General features: G+C 60.9%; 25 protein-coding genes. 11 read left to right on the top strand and 14 right to left on the bottom strand.

Features of this window, described 5'->3' with window-relative positions; genetic code table 11:
* Positions 1-96: 96 nt before the first annotated feature.
* From AC07N4_RS10330 to cysN, 3 genes are all read left to right on the top strand, one after another.
* Positions 97-855, top strand: a complete 759-nt coding sequence (locus AC07N4_RS10330; protein WP_102619445.1) for a Nif3-like dinuclear metal center hexameric protein — start codon at positions 97-99, stop codon at positions 853-855.
* Positions 856-1004: 149 nt separating this feature from the next.
* Complete coding sequence (gene cysD / locus AC07N4_RS10325; protein ID WP_096818994.1) at positions 1005-1922, top strand: sulfate adenylyltransferase subunit CysD; 918 nt, start codon at positions 1005-1007, stop codon at positions 1920-1922.
* A gap of 9 nt (positions 1923-1931) precedes the next feature.
* The gene (gene cysN / locus AC07N4_RS10320; protein ID WP_096818996.1) at positions 1932-3830 is read left to right on the top strand and encodes a sulfate adenylyltransferase subunit CysN; all 1899 of its coding nucleotides are present in this window, start codon (positions 1932-1934) and stop codon (positions 3828-3830) included.
* Between the two features lie 464 nt (positions 3831-4294).
* On the opposite strand, the gene yihG is transcribed toward cysN, so the two are convergent.
* The 3 genes from yihG to AC07N4_RS10305 form a co-directional block, all read right to left on the bottom strand.
* Positions 4295-5200, bottom strand: coding sequence for a 1-acylglycerol-3-phosphate O-acyltransferase, YihG family (gene yihG / locus AC07N4_RS10315; RefSeq protein ID WP_134825509.1), 906 nt, complete (start codon positions 5198-5200; stop codon positions 4295-4297).
* Between the two features lie 4 nt (positions 5201-5204).
* The gene (gene pta / locus AC07N4_RS10310) at positions 5205-7304 is read right to left on the bottom strand and encodes a phosphate acetyltransferase (RefSeq protein WP_096819000.1); all 2100 of its coding nucleotides are present in this window, start codon (positions 7302-7304) and stop codon (positions 5205-5207) included.
* A 61-nt stretch (positions 7305-7365) separates the two neighbouring features.
* Positions 7366-7692 carry a DUF3565 domain-containing protein gene (locus AC07N4_RS10305; protein ID WP_096819002.1) on the bottom strand — a complete coding sequence of 109 codons (327 nt, stop codon included), beginning with the start codon at positions 7690-7692 and terminating at the stop codon, positions 7366-7368.
* Here AC07N4_RS10305 and AC07N4_RS10300 point away from each other — a divergent pair.
* From AC07N4_RS10300 to AC07N4_RS10290, 3 genes are all read left to right on the top strand, one after another.
* Positions 7661-8146, top strand: coding sequence for an FKBP-type peptidyl-prolyl cis-trans isomerase (locus AC07N4_RS10300; RefSeq protein WP_096819004.1), 486 nt, complete (start codon positions 7661-7663; stop codon positions 8144-8146). The genes AC07N4_RS10305 and AC07N4_RS10300 overlap by 32 nt on opposite strands.
* Before the next feature lie 122 nt (positions 8147-8268).
* A complete protein-coding gene (locus tag AC07N4_RS10295; protein ID WP_007959082.1) occupies positions 8269-8751 on the top strand; it encodes a glutathione peroxidase in 483 nt (160 codons plus the stop codon).
* Between the two features lie 157 nt (positions 8752-8908).
* Entirely contained in the window at positions 8909-10012 is a 1104-nt protein-coding gene (locus AC07N4_RS10290) for an NADH:flavin oxidoreductase (RefSeq protein WP_493065282.1), read from the top strand.
* Here AC07N4_RS10290 and AC07N4_RS10285 read toward each other — a convergent pair.
* Together AC07N4_RS10285 and cysZ are read right to left on the bottom strand one after the other, a co-directional pair.
* Positions 9981-11201 (bottom strand): glycosyltransferase family 4 protein, encoded by a 1221-nt coding sequence (locus tag AC07N4_RS10285; protein WP_493065283.1) that lies wholly within the window; start codon positions 11199-11201, stop codon positions 9981-9983. The genes AC07N4_RS10290 and AC07N4_RS10285 overlap by 32 nt on opposite strands.
* A gap of 43 nt (positions 11202-11244) precedes the next feature.
* Entirely contained in the window at positions 11245-11997 is a 753-nt protein-coding gene (gene cysZ / locus AC07N4_RS10280; RefSeq protein ID WP_493065284.1) for a sulfate transporter CysZ, read from the bottom strand.
* Between the two features lie 312 nt (positions 11998-12309).
* Here cysZ and trxB point away from each other — a divergent pair, with 312 nt between their 5' ends.
* Entirely contained in the window at positions 12310-13272 is a 963-nt protein-coding gene (gene trxB / locus AC07N4_RS10275; RefSeq protein WP_085711762.1) for a thioredoxin-disulfide reductase, read from the top strand.
* A 64-nt stretch (positions 13273-13336) separates the two neighbouring features.
* On the opposite strand, the gene AC07N4_RS10270 is transcribed toward trxB, so the two are convergent.
* The 6 genes from AC07N4_RS10270 to AC07N4_RS10245 all read right to left on the bottom strand — a co-directional run bounded on the left by AC07N4_RS10270 (position 13337) and on the right by AC07N4_RS10245 (position 16324).
* On the bottom strand, positions 13337-13675 hold the full coding sequence (locus tag AC07N4_RS10270) for a HopJ type III effector protein (RefSeq protein WP_493065285.1): 339 nt from the start codon (positions 13673-13675) through the stop codon (positions 13337-13339).
* On the bottom strand, positions 13668-13964 hold the full coding sequence (locus tag AC07N4_RS10265) for a DUF1244 domain-containing protein (protein ID WP_102619451.1): 297 nt from the start codon (positions 13962-13964) through the stop codon (positions 13668-13670). The genes AC07N4_RS10270 and AC07N4_RS10265 overlap by 8 nt, the downstream gene beginning before the upstream one ends.
* A 68-nt stretch (positions 13965-14032) precedes the next feature.
* The gene (folX, locus tag AC07N4_RS10260) at positions 14033-14404 is read right to left on the bottom strand and encodes a dihydroneopterin triphosphate 2'-epimerase (protein ID WP_096819038.1); all 372 of its coding nucleotides are present in this window, start codon (positions 14402-14404) and stop codon (positions 14033-14035) included.
* On the bottom strand, positions 14405-14965 hold the full coding sequence (gene folE, locus AC07N4_RS10255; protein WP_096819040.1) for a GTP cyclohydrolase I FolE: 561 nt from the start codon (positions 14963-14965) through the stop codon (positions 14405-14407). It lies immediately after the preceding gene.
* 22 nt (positions 14966-14987) lie between these two features.
* A complete protein-coding gene (folM, locus tag AC07N4_RS10250) occupies positions 14988-15698 on the bottom strand; it encodes a dihydromonapterin reductase (RefSeq protein ID WP_493065286.1) in 711 nt (236 codons plus the stop codon).
* A 56-nt stretch (positions 15699-15754) separates the two neighbouring features.
* Positions 15755-16324: an antibiotic biosynthesis monooxygenase gene (locus AC07N4_RS10245; RefSeq protein WP_102619453.1), complete on the bottom strand. Its 570-nt coding sequence runs from the start codon at positions 16322-16324 to the stop codon at positions 15755-15757.
* Between the two features lie 222 nt (positions 16325-16546).
* Between AC07N4_RS10245 and AC07N4_RS10240 the strand changes: the two genes are divergently transcribed.
* A complete protein-coding gene (locus AC07N4_RS10240) occupies positions 16547-17506 on the top strand; it encodes a MerR family transcriptional regulator (protein WP_493065287.1) in 960 nt (319 codons plus the stop codon).
* Between the two features lie 3 nt (positions 17507-17509).
* On the opposite strand, the gene AC07N4_RS10235 is transcribed toward AC07N4_RS10240, so the two are convergent.
* Both AC07N4_RS10235 and AC07N4_RS10230 read right to left on the bottom strand, forming a co-directional pair.
* Positions 17510-18115: a hypothetical protein gene (locus AC07N4_RS10235; protein ID WP_096819046.1), complete on the bottom strand. Its 606-nt coding sequence runs from the start codon at positions 18113-18115 to the stop codon at positions 17510-17512.
* Positions 18116-18169: 54 nt separating this feature from the next.
* A complete protein-coding gene (locus AC07N4_RS10230) occupies positions 18170-18646 on the bottom strand; it encodes a PAS domain-containing protein (RefSeq protein ID WP_096819048.1) in 477 nt (158 codons plus the stop codon).
* Positions 18647-18799: 153 nt separating this feature from the next.
* On the opposite strand from AC07N4_RS10230, the gene AC07N4_RS10225 reads away from it, so the two are divergent.
* Positions 18800-19255, top strand: coding sequence for a flavodoxin (locus AC07N4_RS10225; RefSeq protein ID WP_096819050.1), 456 nt, complete (start codon positions 18800-18802; stop codon positions 19253-19255).
* Here the strand turns inward: AC07N4_RS10225 and AC07N4_RS10220 are convergent.
* Entirely contained in the window at positions 19245-20132 is an 888-nt protein-coding gene (locus AC07N4_RS10220; protein WP_493065288.1) for a LysR family transcriptional regulator, read from the bottom strand. The genes AC07N4_RS10225 and AC07N4_RS10220 overlap by 11 nt on opposite strands.
* A 95-nt stretch (positions 20133-20227) precedes the next feature.
* On the opposite strand from AC07N4_RS10220, the gene AC07N4_RS10215 reads away from it, so the two are divergent.
* Together AC07N4_RS10215 and AC07N4_RS10210 are read left to right on the top strand one after the other, a co-directional pair.
* Positions 20228-20614: a CidA/LrgA family protein gene (locus tag AC07N4_RS10215; RefSeq protein WP_273537012.1), complete on the top strand. Its 387-nt coding sequence runs from the start codon at positions 20228-20230 to the stop codon at positions 20612-20614.
* Entirely contained in the window at positions 20604-21290 is a 687-nt protein-coding gene (locus AC07N4_RS10210; RefSeq protein WP_192559802.1) for an LrgB family protein, read from the top strand. The genes AC07N4_RS10215 and AC07N4_RS10210 overlap by 11 nt, the downstream gene beginning before the upstream one ends.
* The last annotated feature ends 22 nt before the right edge of the window (positions 21291-21312 follow it).

Here is a 21312-nt window from a genome sequence, read left to right as displayed (position 1 = left end):
GTCCTGGAAAAGTTGCAGGCGGGGTCAGACCGCCCATAATGTCGCGCATTATACGAGGCCGCGCGTGCCTCTGAACGGGATATTTAGGAGTCTTTCATGGCCGTCGCCCTGAGCACCCTGGTCGAAGAAGCCGACCGTTACCTCGGCAGTGCGAAAATTGCCGATTATTGCCCCAACGGCCTGCAGGTCGAGGGTCGCCCGCAAGTGATGCGCATCGTCAGCGGCGTCACGGCCAGCCAGGCGCTGCTCGATGCCGCCGTCGAAGCCGAGGCTGATCTGGTGCTGGTGCATCATGGTTACTTCTGGAAGGGCGAGAACCCGTGCGTCACCGGCATGAAGCAGCGGCGCCTGAAAACCTTGCTCAAACACGACATCAGTCTGCTGGCGTATCACCTGCCGCTGGATCTGCACCCGGACGTCGGCAACAACGTGCAACTGGCCCGGCAGCTCGACATTACCGTCGAAGGGCCGCTGGATCCGGACAACCTGAAGATCGTCGGCCTGGTCGGTTCGCTGGACGAACCGGTGACCGCCCGCGACTTCGCCCGTCGTGTACAGGAACGCATGGGCCGTGAGCCGTTGCTGGTCGAGGGCAGCGCGATGATCCGTCGGGTCGGCTGGTGCACCGGCGGCGGTCAGGGCTACATCGACAACGCCATCGCTGCCGGCGTCGATCTGTTCCTCAGCGGTGAAGCCTCCGAGCAGACGTTCCACAGCGCCCGGGAAAACGACATCAGCTTCATCGCCGCCGGCCACCACGCCACCGAACGCTACGGCGTGCAGGCGCTGGGCGACTATCTGGCGAAGCGGTTTGCCCTGGAACACATCTTCATCGACTGCCCGAATCCGATCTGACTTTTCCCTGAAAAGCACCCGAACGAGCGGGCATATTCATATGCCCTTTCGATCTAGTTGGCGTCCTGATTAGAAGGGGTCGCTGTGCTAGGATTCCCCGCTCGAACACGGCCCGCTGGCCGTTCATAAGAAAGCTTTCGTGAGTAGCCATGGTCGACAAACTGACGCATCTGAAACAGCTGGAGGCGGAAAGCATCCACATCATCCGCGAGGTGGCCGCCGAGTTCGACAACCCGGTGATGCTGTACTCCATCGGTAAAGACTCCGCCGTGATGCTGCATCTGGCACGCAAGGCGTTCTTCCCGGGCAAACTGCCGTTTCCGGTGATGCACGTCGACACGCAGTGGAAATTCCAGGAAATGTACAAGTTTCGCGACAAGATGGTCGAAGAGCTTGGCCTGGACCTGATCACCCACGTCAACCCGGATGGCGTTGCGCAGGGCATCAACCCGTTCACCCACGGCAGCGCCAAACACACCGACATCATGAAGACCGAGGGCCTGAAGCAGGCACTCGACAAGCATGGTTTCGACGCCGCCTTCGGCGGTGCCCGTCGCGATGAAGAGAAGTCCCGCGCCAAGGAGCGCGTCTACTCGTTCCGCGACAGCAAACACCGCTGGGACCCGAAGAACCAGCGTCCGGAGCTGTGGAACGTCTACAACGGCAAGGTCAACAAGGGCGAATCCATTCGTGTGTTCCCGCTGTCGAACTGGACCGAGCTGGACATCTGGCAGTACATCTATCTCGAAGGCATCCCGATCGTTCCGCTGTACTTCGCCGCCGAGCGCGAAGTGATCGAGAAGAATGGCACGCTGATCATGATCGATGACGAGCGCATCCTCGAACACCTGTCCGATGAGGACAAGGCGCGCATCGTCAAAAAGAAAGTGCGTTTCCGTACCCTTGGCTGCTACCCGTTGACGGGCGCGGTGGAGTCCGAGGCCGAAAGCCTGACGGACATCATTCAGGAAATGCTCCTGACGCGAACTTCCGAGCGCCAGGGCCGGGTCATCGACCACGATGGCGCAGGCTCGATGGAAGATAAAAAACGTCAGGGTTATTTCTAAGGGGTTGTCATGTCTCACCAGTCTGATTTGATCAGCGAGGACATCCTCGCCTACCTGGGCCAGCACGAACGTAAAGAGCTGCTGCGCTTTTTGACCTGCGGTAACGTCGACGACGGCAAGAGCACCCTGATCGGGCGCCTGCTGCACGACTCGAAGATGATCTACGAAGATCACCTCGAAGCCATCACCCGCGATTCGAAGAAAGTCGGCACCACCGGTGACGACATCGACCTGGCATTGCTGGTCGACGGCCTGCAGGCCGAGCGCGAGCAGGGCATCACCATCGATGTCGCGTACCGCTATTTCTCCACCGCCAAGCGCAAATTCATCATCGCCGACACCCCCGGCCATGAGCAGTACACCCGCAACATGGCCACCGGTGCATCCACCTGTGACCTGGCGATCATTCTGGTCGACGCCCGTTACGGCGTGCAGACCCAGACCCGTCGCCACAGCTTCATCGCATCCCTGCTGGGCATCAAGCACATCGTTGTCGCCATCAACAAGATGGACCTCAAAGGCTTCGATCAGGGCGTGTTCGAGTCGATCAAGGCCGACTACCTGAAGTTCGCCGAAGGCTTGAAGATGAAGCCGACGAGCATGCACTTCGTGCCGATGTCCGCTCTGAAGGGCGACAACGTGGTGAACAAGTCCGAGCGCTCGCCGTGGTATACCGGCCAGTCGTTGATGGAAATCCTCGAGACCGTGGAAGTGGCGGGCGACCGCAACTTCACCGATCTGCGTTTCCCGGTGCAGTACGTCAACCGTCCGAACCTGAACTTCCGCGGTTTCGCCGGCACCCTGGCCAGCGGCATCGTCAAGAAGGGCGACGAAGTCGTGGTCCTGCCGTCGGGCAAGAGCAGCCGCGTGAAATCCATCGTCACCTTCGAAGGTGAACTGGAACACGCAGGTCCTGGCCAGGCCGTGACGCTGACCATGGAAGACGAGATCGACATCTCCCGTGGCGACCTGCTGGTACACGCCGACAACGTACCGCCGGTGACCGACAGCTTCGAAGCGATGTTGGTGTGGATGGCTGAAGAGCCGATGCTGCCGGGCAAGAAATACGACATCAAGCGCGCCACCAGTTACGTGCCGGGCTCCATCGCCAGCATCGTCAACAAGGTCGACGTCAACACCCTCGAAGAAGGCCCGGCGAGCGCGTTGCAGCTCAACGAAATCGGCAAGGTCAGGATCGCGCTCGATGCGCCGATCGCCCTCGACGGTTACGACAGCAACCGCACCACCGGCGCGTTCATCATCATTGACCGTTTGACCAACGGCACCGTTGGCGCCGGCATGATCGTCGCGCAGCCAGTGACTCATGGCACGGCTACGCACCACGGCAAGCTGGCTCATGTAGCGACCGAAGAGCGCGCTCAGCGTTTCGGTCAACAACCGGCGACCGTGCTGTTCAGCGGCCTGTCCGGCGCGGGCAAGAGCACTTTGGCGTACGCGGTCGAGCGCAAACTGTTCGACCTCGGTCGTGCGGTGTTTGTGCTGGACGGCCAGAACCTGCGTCACGACCTCAACAAAGGTCTGCCGCAGGATCGCGCCGGTCGTACCGAGAACTGGCGTCGTGCCGCTCACGTGGCGCGTCAGTTCAACGAAGCGGGTCTGCTGACGCTTGCTGCGTTCGTGGCGCCGAGTGCTGAAGGTCGTGAACAAGCGAAAGATCTGATCGGCAAGGAGCGTTTGCTGACGGTCTATGTCCAGGCTTCGCCGACTGTTTGCGCAGAGCGTGATCCGCAAGGGTTGTACGCTGCGGGTGGCGATAATATTCCGGGTGAGTCTTTCCCGTACGACGTGCCGTTGGATGCTGATCTGGTGATCGATACTCAGTCGTTGTCGCTGGATGAAAGTGTGAAGCAGGTGTTGGATCTGTTGCGTAAGCGTGGCGCGATTTAAGCGTTAGCTGCTGATAAAAAAGCCCGCCGGTGAGTGATTATCGGTGGGCTTTTTTTTGGCTTTTTTGGGGTGAATATCCGTTTTTGCGGGTGCTGCGGCTGGCGGTTTCGCCCTTACGGCGAGTCCCTTTTGCAAACGCCCAAAAGGAACCAAAACGCTGGGCCCCGGCGTTCGGCACCTCGCTTTGGCTCGGTGTTCCTTCGTTCCGGGATTCATCCGGGGGCATCGCCTACGGTTTGCTTCGCTGCACCTCCTCTCGATGTGTTTGGCTCCGCCAAACGGCGCTGCGCGCCCACCCCCGGATGAATCCCTCCACTCAGCCTTCCGATGGGGCCGGCACGTCAAAAGCTTTACTCGAGCTAACGCTCATCGTGTTGAGTGGTGGGAAGCGAGAAGCGAATTGCTTTCCTGTGGGAGCCAGCCTGACGGCCGGCCTGTTTCTGTCGGGGGGGGCCTCGGGGGGATCAGCGTTGGTTCGGATATTCGCGATGCATCTGTTCCAGCAGCGCATCCTTGTCTTGCCACAGCTGGTTGATCCAGCCCTGGAATTGCAGGCGGTATTCGCCGTCCTGGTCGTAGTTCTTGCCGATGAACTGCGCAGGGATTTTCAGTTCTTCAAAGTGCACCACTACATCCCGCACGTTGCCGCACAGCAGGTCCCAGAAGCCTGGACGTCCGCCCGGGTAGTGGATCGTCACGTTGACGATCGATTCCAGCTGTTCGCCCATCGCATCCAGCACGAACGCAATGCCGCCGGCCTTGGGTTTGAGCAGGTATTTGAACGGTGACTGTTGCTGCGCGTGCTTGCCTTCGGTGAAGCGTGTGCCTTCGACGAAGTTGAAGATGCCCACCGGGTTGTCGCGAAATTTCGCGCAGGTCTTGCGGGTGGTTTCCAGGTCTTTGCCTTTCTTTTCCGGGTGTTTCTCCAGATACGCTTTCGAATAGCGTTTCATGAACGGAAAGCCCAGCGTCCACCACGCCAGACCGATCACCGGCACCCAGATCAGTTCCTGCTTGAGGAAGAACTTCAGCGGCTGGATGCGTCGGTTGAGCACGTATTGCAGCACCAGGATGTCGACCCAGCTCTGGTGGTTACTGGTGATCAGGTACGAATGCTGGTAGTCCAGGCCTTGCAGGCCGCTGAGGTGCCAGCGGGTGCGGCGGACCAGGTTCATCCAGCCTTTGTTGTTACTGATCCAGGCTTCGTGGGTGTGGCTCATCAGCCAGCGCGAGGCACGGCGTGCGAGGTCGAACGGCAGCACTTTGATCAGCGCCACGAGAAACAGGAACGAGCACAGCAGGATCGTGTTCAGCGCCAGCAGCAGCGCGGCGATCACGCCGCGCAGGGTGGCAGGGAGAAAGGCCAGCATCGGGTCAGATATCCAGAGGTCGGTTGGCAGCTTGAATCGCGGTCAGGGCGATGGTGTAGACGATGTCGTCGACCTGCGCGCCGCGCGGCAGGTCGTTCACCGGTTTGCGCAGGCCTTGCAGCATCGGGCCGAGGCTGACGCAATCAGCGCTGCGTTGCACGGCTTTGTGCGTGGTGTTGCCGGTGTTCAGGTCGGGGAACACGAATACCGTGGCGCGACCGGCCACCTGGCTGTTCGGCGCCAGTTGCCGGGCCACGGTTTCGTTGGCGGCGGCGTCGTACTGCAACGGCCCGTCGATCAGCAGCGAGTGCTGTTGTTCGTGGGCGAGCAGGGTGGCTTCGCGGACTTTCTCGACGTCCTCGCCAGTGGCCGATTCGCCGCTGGAGTAGCTGATCATCGCCACGCGCGGGGTGATGCCGAATGCGGCGGCCGAGTCGGCGCTTTGCAGGGCGATCTCGGCCAGTTCGCTGGCGCTCGGGTGCGGGTTCATCACGCAGTCGCCGTAGACCAGCACTTCTTCGGGGAACAGCATGAAGAACACCGACGACACCAGCGTGCAGCCCGGCGCCGTCTTGATCAGTTGCAAGGCCGGGCGGATGGTGTTGGCGGTGGTGTTGATGATGCCGGAGACCAGTCCGTCGACTTCATCCAGCGCCAGCATCATGGTGCCGATCACCACCGTGTCTTCGAGTTGCTGCTCGGCCATCGGCGCGTTGAGGCTTTTGCTCTTGCGCAGGGCGACCATCGGCTCGACGTAGCGCTCGCGGATCAGGTCCGGATCGAGAATTTCCAGCCCCGGCGGCAGCACGATGCCCTGGGCCCGGGCCACGGCTTCGACGTCTGCCGGCTTGGCCAGCAACACACAGCGGGCAATCCCGCGTTCCTGACAGATCGCCGCCGCTTGCACGGTGAACGGCTCGCTGCCTTCGGGCAGGACGATGCGCTTGTTGGCGGCCTGGGCGCGTTGAATCAATTGATAGCGGAACACCGCCGGTGACAGGCGCATTTCTCGCGGCGTGCCGCAGCGCTGGTGCAGCCAGTTGGCATCCAGATGACTGGCGACGAAATCGGTGATGATCTCCGCGCGCTCGCGGTCGTCGACGGGGATTTCCTTGTTCAGGCCGTTGAGCAGGTTGGCGGTGTCGTAGGAACCGGTGCTCACCGACAACACCGGCAAGCCAGCCTGCAACGCGCCACGGCACAGGTCCATGATGCGTGGATCCGGCAGGGTGTCGCTGGTCAGCAGCAGGCCGGCCAGCGGTACGCCGTTGATGGCCGCGAGGCTGACGGCGAGGATGATGTCATCGCGATCACCGGGGGTTACTACCAATACGCCGGGCTTGAGCAGGTCCACGGTGTTGCGCATGGTGCGCGCGCAAATGATGGTCTTGGTCATGCGCCGGGTTTCGTAGTCGCCGGCGTTGAGCACCTGGGCGCCCATCAGGTCGGCGACGTCGCGGGTGCGCGGGGCATTGAGTTCGGGCTGGAACGGAATGCAGCCGAGCAGGCGGAAATCACCACTGCGCAGCAACGGCGAATGCTCTTTCAGACGCGCGGCGAAGGCGTCCATGCTTTCGTCGGTCTTGACCTTGTTGAGGATCACGCCGAGGACTTTCGGGTCTTTCGGGCCGCCGAACAGTTGCGCCTGCAACTCGACGCGGCCGGAGAGTTCGGTCAGCACTTCGTTTTCCGGCGCCGAAACCAGAATCACCTCGGCATCAAGGCTCTTGGCCAAGTGCAGGTTGACCCGTGCGGCATAGCTGGCGCTGCGGGTCGGCACCATGCCTTCGACGACCAGCACGTCTTTGCCGATGGCTGCCTGTTGGTAGAGCGCGATGATTTCTTCGAGCAGTTCGTCGAGCTGACCGTCGCCAAGCATCCGCTCGACGTGGGCCAGGCCCAGTGGCTGCGGCGGCTTCAGGCCGTGGGTGCGGGCCACCAGCTCAGTGGAGCGCTCAGGGCCGGTGTCGCCCGGATGCGGCTGGGCAATCGGTTTGAAAAAGCCGACTTTCAGCCCGGCCCGTTCCAGCGTACGCACCAGCCCGAGGCTGATGGAGGTCAGACCCACACCAAAATCGGTGGGCGCGATAAAAAAAGTTTGCATGCGGATTCTCTAAGGGTGCATGGCAAGGGCGTTGGCCTATGGCTGGCCTTCCACCGGTTTTTCAGGCGTCAAGGTTAGCGCTAACCGAGCCTTGAGCGCACCAACCGCAAGCAAAGGGTTGGCCTATTTTTTCAATACGTTGCGTTGCGTCCAGCACCCATGCCCGCGACTGCCATGGCGGCTGGTGACGCAGGTGCTGGGTGTGGCCGCAGGAAAGTTCGGCCACCCAGTGACCGTCCTCGTCCTGATGGAAGCCTGTGATCGTCGAATCCCGTTTGTCAGGGTTGTGTTCGCTTTCGAGCGATTGCTTCGCTAAACTTGGCCTTTCTATATTCTTATGCAAAAGGTCTCGCCCCATGCTGATCGCCGCCAATAAGGCTGTCTCCATCGACTATACCCTGACCAACGACGCTGGTGAGGTCATCGACAGCTCCGCCGGCGGCGCTCCGCTGGTTTACCTGCATGGCGCAGGCAACATCATCCCGGGCCTGGAAAAAGCCCTGGAAGGTAAAACCGTCGGTGACGACCTGCAAGTTGCAGTCGAGCCGGAAGATGCCTACGGCGAATACGCTGCCGAACTGGTCAGCACCCTGAGCCGCAGCATGTTCGAAGGCGTTGACGAGCTGGAAGTCGGCATGCAGTTCCACGCTTCGGCGCCGGACGGCCAGATGCAGATCGTCACCATTCGTGACCTGGACGGCGACGACGTCACCGTCGACGGCAACCACCCGCTGGCCGGTCAGCGCCTGAACTTCAAAGTGAAGGTCGTTGCCATCCGTGACGCCAGCCAGGAAGAAATCGCTCATGGTCACGTCCATGGCGAAGGTGGCCATCACCACTGATTTTCTGCGCTAAGCTCAGAGAACTGGAGAGGCGCCCGAGGGCGCCTTTTTAGTCCGCGGCTGTCCTTGGTGGCCTCGCCAAGTGGCTGTTTCGAGTAGAAAACGGGAATCTGGAGTTCGTCATGAGTGCTTTTCACGACCTTAAGTTGACAGCCCTGGATGGTCAGGAGCTACCGCTGGCACCCTTCAAGGGCCAAGTCGTGCTGGTGGTCAACGTCGCCTCCAAATGCGGCTTGACCCCACAGTACGCGGCGCTGGAAAACCTCTATCAGCAATACAAAGGCAAAGGCTTCAGTGTGCTGGGCCTGCCGTGCAACCAGTTTGCCGGTCAGGAACCGGGCAGCGAGCAGGAGATTCAGGAATTCTGCAGCCTCAACTATGGCGTGAGTTTTCCGTTGTCGAAAAAGCTCGAAGTCAACGGTCACGATCGCCATCAGCTGTACCGCCTGCTGGCGGGCGAGGGTGCCGAATTTCCCGGTGACATCACCTGGAATTTCGAGAAATTCCTGCTCGGCAAGGATGGTCGTGTACTGGCCCGCTTCTCGCCGCGCACGGCGCCGGATGATCCTTCGGTGATTACGGCGATTGAAAAAGCCCTGAGCTGAAACGCGAAAATCGCAGCCATCGAGCTGCGATTTTTTTTGCCTGTCTTTTGACCCTTAATCATTCAGATCAATAATGCTTTCGGCTGGTTGAAACTCCGCATATTATCGCCGTCATATGAATCACCTGCCCGTCGATGACCTTTTCGTGGAGCCTCCCATGCCTGTTCAAGCCTTGTTCAAACCGTTCCAGCTCGGTGCCCTCGAACTGCCGACCCGTGTGGTCATGGCGCCGATGACCCGTTCGTTCTCTCCGGGTGGCGTACCCAATACCAAAGTGATCGAGTATTACCGTCGTCGTGCGGCGGCCGGTGTCGGCCTGATCATCACCGAGGGCACCACCGTCGGCCACCAAGCCTCCAACGGTTACCCGAATGTGCCGCAGTTCTTCGGCGAAGCGGCACTGGCCGGCTGGAAGAAAGTTGTCGACGCGGTGCACGCCGAGGGCGGCAAGATCGTCCCGCAACTGTGGCACGTCGGCAGCGTTCGTCGCATCGGCACCGAGCCGGATGCCAGCGTGCCGGGCTACGGCCCGACGGAGAAACTCAAGGACGGTCAGGTCGTGGTGCACGGCATGACCAAGCAGGATATCCAGGACGTGATCGCAGCCTTCGCCCAGGCTGCCAAAGATGCCCAGAGCATCGGCATGGACGGCGTGGAAATCCACGGCGCCCACGGTTACCTGATCGACCAGTTCTTCTGGGAAGGCAGCAACCAGCGCACCGACGAATACGGCGGCAGCCTGGCCAACCGTTCGCGTTTCGCCATCGAGCTGATCCAGGCCGTGCGCGCTGCGGTAGGTGAAGGCTTCCCGATCATCTTCCGTTTCTCGCAATGGAAGCAGCAGGACTACACCGCACGTCTGGTGCAAACCCCGGAGGCGCTGGGCGAGTTCCTCAAGCCGTTGTCCGACGCTGGCGTGGACATTTTCCACTGCTCGACGCGTCGTTTCTGGGAACCGGAATTCGACGGTTCCGAACTGAACCTGGCCGGCTGGACGCGCAAACTGACCGGCAAACCGACCATCACTGTCGGCAGTGTCGGCCTGGATGGCGAGTTCCTGCAGTTCATGGTCAACACCGACAAGGTCGCGCAACCGGCCAGTCTGGAAAAACTGCTGGAGCGTCTGAACAATGACGAGTTCGATCTGGTGGCGGTGGGCCGTGCGTTGCTGGTGGATCCGGACTGGGCGCAAAAAGTGCGCGAAGGCCGCGAGCAGGACATTTTGCCGTTCAGCCGTGAGGCGTTGATGACGCTGGTTTGATTGCAGTGGGGGGCTTGTCGCGCAGGTCGCGGCAAGCTCCCTGCAAATGGTTTTCAAACTGCTCGATGATGGCCGCCCAGCCTTGGCGACTGGCATGCTGGCGGGCGTTCAATCTGACGCAACGCAAGGTTTCATCCTCTTCCAGCAGCCACTGCGCTGCATCGCAAAACGCCTCTTCATCCCCCGGCATCGCCAACACGCCGTTGTAGCCGTGGCGAATATGCTGCGCAGCCGCTGCCTGATCGTAGGCCACCACGCCAAGACCCGAGGCCAGCGCCTCCAGCACGACGTTGCCGAACGTCTCGGTCATGCTCGGAAACAGGAACAGGTCGCCAGACGCATAGTGCGCTGCCAGCGCTTCGCCGCGTTGTGAGCCGCAGAAAATCGCCCCGGGCAATTCTTTTTCCAGGGCCACCCGCTGCGGTCCGTCCCCGACGATGATCAGCTTCAGATTGCGCTGTGGATAAGCACTGGCAAGCTTGTCGAAGCAGCGCTTGAGCAGGCCGAGATTCTTTTCTGGCGCCAGGCGTCCTACGTGAATCACCGCGATGTCCTGCTCGCTCAGTCCCCATTGCTCACGCAGGGCGTTCAGGCGTTTGGTCGGGTGGAACAACTGACTGTCGACCCCTCGGGACAGCAGTGCGAGACGATCGAAATGTCGTCGTTCCAGTTCCAGACGCTGGCTGACGCTCGGCACCAGGGTCAGCGCCGACCGATTGTGGAACCAGCGCAGATAGTGGGTCAGCAATCGTGTCAGCAGGCCGAGGCCGTACTGGTTGGTGTACTGCTGGAAATTGGTGTGGAAGCCGCTGACCACGGCGATGCCCAGGCGGCGCGCGGCTCGCAGTGCCGACAACCCGAGCGGGCCTTCGGTGGCGATGTACAGCACATCCGGGCGCTGGCGTGTCCAGCGGCGCAGCAACTTGTGCATCGACGACTGACCCCACTGCAACCCCGGATAACCCGGCAGCGGCCAGCCTCGGCACAACAGCAGCGCATCGTCTTCACTGCGCTGCGGATCGTCACCCTGACGTGGCCGCACCAGTTCCACCCGATGCCCGCGCGCGCGCAAACCGTCGCACAAGCGGCCAAGGGTATTGGCCACCCCGTTGATTTCCGGTGGGAAGGTTTCGCTGATCAGAGTGATGTGTAGAGCTGTCGTCATGACCTCAGTGTCGGCTGAGGCCATGTCGTGGTTGTGACGTTCGGATGATGGATTTGTGAACGCGACCTCAGCGTTGCGTCACGAGGTTTTCGGCACCGCGCTCACGCACCCAGAACAGCGTAGCCCCGGCCACGGCGGCCGGCATCATCAGGATGTTCACCACTGGAATCAGCAACGCCAGGTAAACGATCCCGCCGAAGCTCATGCTCTGCCAGCGCTTCTGCCGAAGCCAGGCCAGCATCTCGTTCCAGCCCAGCTTGTGGTTGTCCGCCGGGTAGTCGATGTACTGGATCGCCATCATCCATACGCCGAACAGCAGCCACAGCGGTGCGGCGACGATGTTTACCATCGGGATGAACGAGAGGATGAACAGGCCGATGGCGCGCGGCAGGAAGTAGCCCAGTTTGCGCATTTCACGGGCGAGGGTGCGCGGGATCATGGCGATCAGTTCGCCCCAGCTGAAGGCCGGGAAGTCGTCGGTGCCGCGCACCACGACTTCGACTTTTTCTGCGAGAAAACCATTGAACGGCGCCGCGATCACGTTGGCCAGCATGGTGAAGGTGAAAAACACCATCAATGCCACCAGCACCACGAACAGCGGCCACAGGATGTAGCTCAGAAAGCTCAGCCAGTCGGGGAGCGACGGCATCAGGGTATCGACCCACAGGCTGAACTGGTGGCCGGCGAAATAGATCAATCCGACGAACAGCACCAGGTTGATGACCAGCGGCAGCAGCACAAAAAGGCGCAGGCCAGGGCTCAAGACCAGTTTCAGGCCTTCACGCAGGTATTGCGGGCCTGAGAGAACAGGGGCGGGCATAAGGTGCTCCGAGCAAGGGAAATCGCGCCGACCTTACCGACTTTGCATCACCTGTGAAAGCGCGGCAGCGGGATCGACATTCACTGTAACAAAGACGTCCATCTCGTCAGTGTGTCGGCATAGAGACCACCTATGAGCTGGATTGTTAAACCGTATTTCCTTAATCTTGCCCCCCTCGATACGCTGCACCCAACTTTTTACAGGACTGTCGAGCTCATGCCTTCCCCAAGGTTATCCACAGTCCTTTTTTATTCTCGCCGGCAGTCCGGCGTCCGCGCCTGATGTATTGGCCGGTCAACAGGAGACAGGTTCATGTCTGAAGTCCGTCATTCGCGAGTGATCATCCTCGGTTCCGGCCCTGCCGGTTACAGCGCTGCTGTCTACGCTGCCCGTGCCAACCTCAAGCCGCTGCTGATCACCGGCATGCAGGCTGGCGGTCAACTGACCACCACCACCGAAGTCGACAACTGGCCGGGCGACGTCCACGGTCTGACCGGTCCGGTGCTGATGGAGCGTATGCGTGAGCACGCCGAGCGTTTTGAAACCGAGATCGTGTTCGATCACATCAACGCGGTGGACTTCGCTTCCAAACCGTACAGCCTGACTGGCGACAGCGGCACCTACACCTGCGACGCCCTGATCATCGCCACCGGCGCCAGCGCTCGTTACCTGGGCCTGCCGTCGGAAGAAGCGTTCATGGGCAAAGGCGTTTCGGCCTGCGCGACCTGCGACGGTTTCTTCTATCGCAACAAACCGGTTGCCGTGGTCGGTGGCGGCAACACCGCTGTCGAAGAAGCCCTGTACCTGGCCAACATCGCCAGCAAGGTCACCCTGATCCACCGTCGCGAAACCTTCCGCGCCGAGAAGATCCTGATCGACAAGCTCAACGCCCGTGTGGCCGAAGGCAAGATCGAGCTGAAACTGAACGCGACCCTGGACGAAGTGCTGGGCGACAACATGGGCGTGACCGGTGCACGTCTGAAGAACAACGACGGCAGCTTCGACGAAATCAAGGTCGACGGCGTGTTCATCGCGATCGGCCACACCCCGAACACCTCGCTGTTCGAAGGTCAGCTGGAATTGAAAGACGGCTACCTGGTGGTTCAGGGCGGCCGTGAAGGCAACGCCACTGCGACCAGCGTCGAAGGCATCTTTGCTGCCGGCGACGTGGCCGACCACGTTTACCGTCAGGCCATCACCTCGGCCGGCGCCGGCTGCATGGCGGCACTGGACACCGAGCGTTACCTGGACGATCTGCAAAACGCTTCGTTCTAAGATTGCAGACATAAAAAAACCGGCCAATTGGCCGGTTTTTTTGTACCCGCGATTCGCTAGGGAATCAGCGGCGGATCAGCGGCTGCGCTTCGAACTTCACACCGGCCAGACCGTGCTGGATCAGCGCACGGATATTGCCGTGGTCGCTGCCTTCAGGCGTCGCCACGACCGAACGGTAGTGTTCGCCGAATGCCAGCAGCGCTTCTTCGTCGTTCAAGCCTTCCAGCAGCGCCAGACCCAGCGTCTTGCACGAACCTTCATTCTGCCCGGCCGCGTTTTCCACGCCGCCGTTGTTGAACGCCTGAGGCTGGTAGTCGTAACCGGCGGCGACGAACGCCAGGGTATCGGCAAAAACGTGTTCGCCGCTCTTGAGGCTGGCGCGCAGGGTGTTTAGATCACTCATTGGGTTTTCCTTTGGCGAACGCCGCTTGTTGTTCGGCGCTGGCTTCTTGCTGATATTGGGCTTTCCACTCGGCGTACGGCATGCCGTAAACCACTTCGCGGGCATCGTCGAGGCTGACGTCGATCTGGCGCTCGTCGGCGGCGGCCTTGTACCACTTGGACAGGCAATTGCGGCAGAACCCGGAGAGGTTCATCAGGTCGATGTTCTGCACATCCTTGCGGCTGTCCAGGTGGGCGACCAGCCGGCGGAAGGCGGCGGCTTCGAGTTCGAGGCGTTGTTGCTCGGTCATGATGGGCTCTGTGCAGTCAAATCGTGGCGCGGATGATAAAAGTCTGACGCTTGAAGCGCCAGACGCACTCAGCGGCTGGCGGCGAGGGTGATCGACACCGACTCGGCAAAACGCAACGCGTGCGGCTTGTCGACTTCGACCTCGGCGTACAGCACCGATTCGTTGACCATCACCAGATCCAGCAATTCCTGGGTCAGGCGTTCGAGCAGCGCGAAGCGGTTGCCTTCCACGTGGGCGATGATCGCCTTGGTGATGGTGCGGTAGTTCAGCGCGTGGTCGATGTCGTTGTCGCGCACCGCTTCCTGCGCGGCGTACAGGATGGTCAGGTTGATCAGCACATCCTGCTTGTTGAGGATTTCGTCCTCGTTGATCCCGATAAAGGTGCGCAGGCGCAGATCCTTGACCCGGATGCGCGCCATTCCCGGTTGAAGTTGTGGCATTTACTTGCTCCGTCCAATCAATTGCAGGAACTCCTGGCGGGTGTTGCTCGACTCGCGGAAGGCGCCGAGCATGACCGAGGTGTTCATGGTCGAATTCTGTTTCTCGACACCGCGCATCATCATGCACATGTGCCGGGCTTCGATGACCACCGCGACACCGGCGGCATCGGTGACTTGCTGGACCGCCTCGGCGATCTGCCGGGTGAGGTTTTCCTGGATCTGCAGGCGGCGGGCGAACATGTCCACCAGCCGTGCGATCTTCGACAGTCCCAGTACCTTGCCCGTCGGAATATAAGCCACATGGGCCTTGCCGATGAAGGGCAGCAGGTGATGTTCGCACAACGAGTAGAGCTCGATGTCCGCGACGATGATCATCTCGTCGGTGTCGGAAGCAAACAGCGCACCATTGACGATCTCGTCGACGCTCTGCTCATAGCCGTGACACAGATACTGCATGGCCTTGGCCGCCCGCACCGGTGTGTCGAGCAAGCCTTCACGGTCGGGATCTTCACCGAGGCCGATCAGGATCTCGCGGTAGTTTTCGGGCAGGGAACGGGTCATGGAGCATCCTCGCGGGGGCGTTTTACTTGACGTGCCGCCCGCCGTTGACGGTCAGGGTCGTGCCAGTGACATAAGGGTTGTCGAGCAGATAGCGCAGGCTCTGATAGATCACTTCGCTGCCGGGTTCGATGCCCAGCGCGGACTTGGCCAGCGCCTTGGCGCGGTATGCCGCGTCGTCGTCGGGATTGAACAATAGCAGGGCCGGCGCGATGCCGTTGACCTTGATTGACGGGGCGTAGCGCGCGGCGAAGGACAGCGTGAGACTGTCGAGCCCGGCCTTGCTGGCGCAATAGCCGATGTGTTTGCTGCTGCCCTTGCGGGTGACGTCGTCGCTGATGTGGATGATATCGGCGGGGTTCGAGCGTCGCAGCAGGTCGGCGCAATGCAGATTGATCAGGTACGGCGCCAGCATGTGGATGTTGAACATGCGAGTGAAGGCTTCGGCTTCGTCGTCCCCGTTTTCCGCCAGCCACTCGGAGGCGTTGTGGACGATGGCCCGCAGGCTGTCGGTGTGGGTTTTCAGTTCGGCGATGAACGCCAGGATGGAACTTTCACTGGAAAAGTCCGCGAACACGCCGATCGCGCCCAGGTCCTTCAGCGTCTTCACGCCCGGACGTTCGCTACGGTAAGTGAAGATGACCCGGTGACCGTCCTCCAGCAACCGCTGCGCACAATGCAGCCCGACGCGCTGGCCGGCACCAGTGATGAGAATGGGAGCTGCAAAAGAGGTCATGAACGGCTCGCGTCGAGGTCAGAGCAAAAACTATAACAGCGACGCGAGCGATGGTTTCAGCGATTTTGCGTGGACGCCGCGCCAGGCAGTGGACGGGGTGGGGAACTGTTGAGCCAGCCGGCCAGCAGGCGTGTCGACAGTGGAATGAAGAAATAGACCATCAACGGCGTCAGGCACAGTGTGCTGATGAACACGCGGGGCAACAGGCTCATTTCACCGAGCAGCGGACCGAGCACGAAGTTGAACAGCAGGGAAACCGGGAAAAACGCCAGCCAGATGGCCACGGCCTGTTTCCAGCGCGGAGGACGCACGCCGGCTGCACCGAACCAGCCTTCGATGCCGCTGACCCGATGTTCGGTCGGGTGGGCAAACAGATCACTGCCACGGGCCAGCCACGCGGTGCGCGAGGCCGAGTGCTCCCAGGCGTGCAGGGTCTGTTCGTCGACAAAGCGGAAAATGATCTGGAACTCATCGTCGCCGGGAGGCGGAGCCAATACGCCGGAACCCAGGTAGCCGGGAAAGTCGGTGGCCAGTTGTTCGCCTTCGCGCAGCCAGGCGATCAGGTCCTGATAGCGGCCATCGGCGACGCGACGCGCGACCATCAGCGTGACGGGGGAAGTAGACATCGTGTATCTCCGTATTACGTTTGCGTCGTTCCGGGTAGGAACTTCGCCTGACGCAGCGCCGGGGTAGAGGGCTGCGCTTTTCGACAAGCAAGGATTATTCCTGATTATTGTGACGAAACCAGAGAGTTTCGTCCCGTTTCATCGCTTGAACCGACGAGGGGCATCCGGAGTAGAATGGGATCCAACTACGCTAACAACGCCAACAAGGACGTGCCCGCACACATGCCTGTCATTACAGACGTTCGCCCTGCTTCGCAGGCATCTGTTGCGCTTGAGCGCGAGGAGCTTTTCCCCATACGTGAAGTGGCGCGTCTGACCGGAGTGAACCCGGTCACGCTGCGCGCATGGGAGCGACGTTATGGTTTGATCCAGCCGACACGCACCGAAAGCGGGCACCGGCTGTATTCGATGACCGATATCGAGCGCGTTCGCAGCATCGTCGACTGGATTGATCGTGGTGTCTCGGTGAGCAAGGTCGGCAGGATCCTGGCCAAGACCGAGCCGATGAAAGCGCTGGCGCACATCATTCCCAATGACATGGTGCAGGCCGACTATCTGCAATGGCAGGATCAGGTCCAGCGCGCGGTCAGTTCATTCGATGACCAGGAACTGGATCGGGTCTACGGGCAGATTTTCTCTTCCTACACGCTGCCTGTGGTGTTCCAGGACATCCTCATGCCGCTGTGGCTGCGCTTGTTGCAGCGTCAGGATTCATTCGGGCAAACCAGCGAGTGGCTGTTCCTTGATGGTTTCCTGAGGGCGCGGGTGCTGCAGCGCATTGTCGTGTTGCGTGGCTCGCATCCGCGCAAGGTGGTTGTCAGCGCCCTGGCCGGGCAATGCCGTGAACTCGAATTGCTGGTGGCGGCGCTGTTTCTCAGTGGCAATGACACGGGCGTTCGTGTGTTGACCACCGGCCAGCCGTTCGATGAGCTGACGCTGGTTTGCGAAAAAATCAAACCGCAGGCGCTGGTGCTGTTTTCCAATCACGCCCCGACTACCGAATTGCCCCGGCGTCTGAACCGCCTGGCCCTGAGCCTGGATTGTCAGTTGATGCTGGCAGGCGATGCGTCGGATCTGGCACAGGACAGCTTGGCCGGTTCATCGGTGGGCTGTCTGGGCAATGAAGGTTCGACCATGCGCCAGCGCCTGAACCAGTTTCTCGCGGGGACGCTGGATACCTGAGGTTCAGGTGTGCAGGGCAGGGTGAGTCAGGCGATGTTGCTGAAGGATGAACTGGCGCAGGCGCTCGGTCTCGTCGGCGTCGCTCTGGCTCAAGTCGTAGGCGTAGAAACCACTTTCGGTTTCCCGTTCGAAGGTGCCGCGCAGGGAAATCCGCTCATAGCCTGAAGGGCTGAACCACAGGGCGAAATGCTTCGGTGGCTTGGTCTTGTTGCGCACTTCCAGCAACACGCCTTTGTGCGAAACCTCGTGAACCCACAGCATGCCCGGTTGACCCTTGGCATTCTCCAGCGCTACCGGTTCTTCAAGGGTCAGACGCCATGGGCGCACCATCGGCCCGTCTTCATAAATGCTTGGCACACCCAGGCGCAAATGCAGGGCGTGGAATTCGTCTTCCACCAGATGCAGCGGAAAGGTCATCTGCTGGTTTTCGAAGTTGGCCTGGATGGTGACTTGCTCATGGGCCGCCAGGCGCGTGAGCAGATCACGGATTTGCGAACCACCATTGACCAACAGGCTCGACGTCGCATCCCGCACATTGAGCTGCGGGTTGTGTTGCATGGTCTGGATAAAATCCAGCTCGTCCTGGGTCAGGAGGGCGTCGCGTTGCATGGCTAGCTCGAAATAAATAATTACAAAGTCATTGGTGATTGTAGTTAATGACACTTAGTTCGCTGTTTTGTTTGCGCCGTTCGTCGCTTTGATGGCTGCCAGCTCTGCCTCGAGTGCCGCGACCTGGGCTTCCAGCTGCGCCACTCGCTGCTGCGCCTTGACCTGAACGGTCACGTCCTTTTGCACGCCGACGAAGTAAGTCTGTCCATCGTCAGCGTTTTTTACCGTCGACAGCGACAGCTCGTTCCAGAACGGTGTGCCGTCCTTGCGGTAGTTACGCAGAATCTCGCGGCACGAGCCGTTATTGCGCAGGGTCTCTCGAATGAGGGGCAGGTTGTCCTGGTCCCGGTCTCCGGCCTGCAGAAAACGGCAATCCTGATACAGGATCTCTTCACTGGTGTAACCCGTCAGGCGTTCGAAAGCCGGGTTCACGTAAATCAGGATGTTGTCCTCTTTACCTTCCCGTTCGGCCACCACGATTCCATCGTTCGACGCGTTGATCACCATCTGCAGCAGGCTGGCATTGATCATCTTTGAATCCTTTCAAGGGTGTCGGTGGCAGGCATTCTAGAAGATCAATCGGCGCTGTCTACTGGCCATCAGCGCTTATCGAGAGCCAATCGCAACATTGCGCCGCCGGCTGTTACTATCGCCGCTCTTTTTTTCAGTTTCAGGATCAGATTGATGAAAGTCGCCATCCTCTCCGGCTCGGTGTACGGCACGGCCGAAGAAGTCGCCCGCCACGCCCAGAGCCTGTTGAAAGCCGCCGGTTTTGAAACCTTCTACAACTCGCGTGCCAGCCTCGCCGACCTCCAGGCCTTTGGCCCTGAAGCCTTGCTGGCCGTGACCTCGACCACGGGCATGGGCGAGTTGCCGGACAACCTGCAACCCTTGTACTCGACCCTCCGCGATCAGCTGCCGGCGGCCTGGCGTGGCTTGCCTGGCGCGGTGATCGCACTGGGCGACGCCAGTTACGGCGACACTTTCTGCGGCGGCGGCGAGCAGATGCGTGAGCTGTTCGGCGAACTCGGCGTGCGTGAAGTGCAGGACATGCTGCGCATCGACGCCAGCGAAAGCGTCACCCCGGAAACCGACGCCGAGCCTTGGCTGGAACAGTTGATCGCCACGCTCAAGGGCTGATCCCGCGTTCGCGCAACAGCGCGAGCCAGGCTTGTGCAGCCTTCGACAGATACGCGCCCCGGCGCCAGATGAAGGCGATGTCCCAGCGCAGGTAATCCGGCGCGTTCAAGGTCAGGCGAACCACGCCTGGCCGCACCAGACCGCGTGCCACCACGCTCGGCAGCAGCACCACGCCTTGCCCGGCGGCCACCAGCGCCGCGAGAAAATCCGCCTGGCCGCTACGGCCACCTTCTTTCGGGGTGAAGCCCATCTGCTGGCACGCCTGAAGCAAACGATCGTTGAGCACGAAACTGCGCTGATACAAAAGGAACGGCGTCTCAGCCAATTCCTCCAGAGCGATCTCGCCTTTTGCCGCCAGCGGGTGATCCACCGGCAGCAGCGCATCGAGCGGTTCATCGCAGAAGGGCTGGAAGTCGAACTGTGGGTCTTTCGGCCGCAGACTGCCGCCCAGTTCCAGTTCACCGCTCAATACCGCCTGTTCGATATTGCGGCTGCCACCTTCGAGCAACTGTACGCTGATGTTCGGGTAACGCCGCCGGTACTCGGCGAACAGCCCGGCAAACAACGCGTCGCTGCCCAGCAACGGCAAACCGAGGCGCAACTCGCCGCGTGCCAGATGACTGAGGTCATCCAGTTCGCTGAGCAATTCATTGCGCAGGCGCAGCATGTCTTCGGCCCGTTGCAGCACTACGCTGCCGGCGGCGGTCAGGCGTATTTGCGAGCCGAGTCGTTCGAGCAGCGGCGTGCCCAGGCTCTGTTCGAGCTGAGCGATCTGCTTGCTCACGGCGGACTGACTGATGTGCAGGGTTTTTGCCGCCTGAGTGAAACCGCCCTGATGCATGACTTCGACGAAGCTTTTGAGCTGTTTGAATTCCATGGCCTGATTCCAGATTGGAATGGCTTTGAGTCTAACAATTCGCTTCGGGGATGGCAGTCCGGTTCGTAAAATAGGCACCTGAAAGGAGCCCAACCATGAACGCCTCAACACTCAAATATCTCTCTCGCCTGCTGGCCGAACTGGCCGTTCTGCTCGGTCTCTATCTGCTCGGCTGCCAACTGGCTGCGTGGCTGGCATGGCCGATCCCCGGCGGCGTGATCGGCATGGCGTTGCTGCTGTTGGCTTTTGCGTTCGGGTGGGTCAAGCCGGCGGCGCTGCAAATGGGCGCGGGACTGCTGATGGCCGAGATGCTGCTGTTCTTCATTCCGGCCTTGATGAGCCTGCTGGATTACGGTGCATTGCTGCGTGACGACGGCTGGCGAATCCTGTTGGTGATCGCCGCCAGTACGCTGATGGTGATGCTGGTGACGGCGTTCACCGTGGAACTGGCCGTGCGTCTGAGGCGGTCCCATGAAGCTTGAACTGATGCCGATGTTCTGGCTGGCATTCACGCTGCTGGCCTACTTGTTCAGTCGCTGGCTGTATCGTCGGACCGGTCGCTACGTGCTGTCGCCACTGATTCTGGTCCCCGCATTATTGCTGGCCCTCGCCGTGCCGCTGCATACCGCCTACGCCGAATACTCCAGCAACACCCATTGGCTGATGCTGGTGCTCGGCCCGGTCACCGTCGCGTTTGCGGTGCCGATCTGGCAACAGCGGCGTCTGCTGGTGCGTCACTGGTCGGCGTTGCTGCTGGGCATGCTCGCCGGCAGTACGGCGTCGATTGCGACTTCGTTTGGCCTGGCCAGGGCCTTGGCGCTGGACAGTTCGGTAACGCTGTCACTGGTGCCGCGCTCGATCACCACGCCGTTTGCCATGCCGCTGGCGCAGGATCTGGGTGGTGTGCCCGAACTGACGGCGGTGTTCGTGATGTTCACCGGGGTGTTCGGCGCGATGCTGGGCGGGGTGCTGCTCAAGTGGCTGCCGCTGCGTAGTGCCCTGGCGCGCGGCGCCCTGTTTGGCGTGGGCGCTCATGGTGCGGGCGTCAGTCGCGCCCATGAAGTGGGGGGCGAAGAAGGTTCGGTGGCGGGGCTGGTCATGGTGCTCACCGGGCTGCTCAATCTGTTCGCCGCGCCTTTGTTGGCGTCGTTGCTTTGACATGGATCCAAGCGGCTGGCGT

The sequence above is a fragment of the Pseudomonas sp. GW821-FHT09E04 genome, assembly GCF_059416185.1.
Note: the sequence above shows the minus strand (reverse complement) of the source record. Positions and strands in the feature narration are given on the sequence as shown.